We start from the raw sequence: 417 nt of genomic DNA, 5'->3' as shown, positions 1-417 counted from the left end.
TCACCCTTCCGATCTCACTTCCCCGGTACTCAAATCGACACGTGACGATGCCGCGACCCGACCCCCACACCCAGCCACGCCCATATTCGTCGTGAATGAGGTCAACCCCAGGAGGCCAATTTCGCCCGTCAAAAGATCGACGTCGGCCAAAGGGTCCCGGCTGGATGGGGGTGATCTCCTCGGTCACCTCGGGTTCGTCGAGCAGCCTCCCCTCATCGTCAACGACGAAAAGTTCCTCCTGAGCCGACGTAGCGAAATTCGATACCCCGACGCCCAGCAGTCGCACCCCCTCGCGCAAATCAAGGGAATCCAGCATCCGCACCGCCAGCTGGGAGATCCTCTCAGGCAAGTCGGTGGCTCCCGTCAGAGTCACCGACCGCGACCAGACGGTGAAGTCGGCCATCTTCGCCTTAAGGG

Annotated in this window: 1 protein-coding gene; it reads right to left on the bottom strand. The window is 61.6% G+C overall.

Annotated elements, in window-relative coordinates:
* A partial coding sequence (locus CHM34_RS18610) for a DinB/UmuC family translesion DNA polymerase (protein WP_240512080.1) occupies positions 1-403 on the bottom strand: 403 nt, incomplete at its 3' end.
* Positions 404-417: the final 14 nt, after the last annotated feature.

The organism is Paludifilum halophilum (assembly GCF_002245355.1).
Taxonomy (GTDB): Bacteria; Bacillota; Bacilli; order Thermoactinomycetales; family DSM-45169; genus Paludifilum; species Paludifilum halophilum.
The sequence above is the reverse complement of the archived record's forward strand: the minus strand, read 5'-3'. Positions and strand labels throughout refer to the sequence as shown.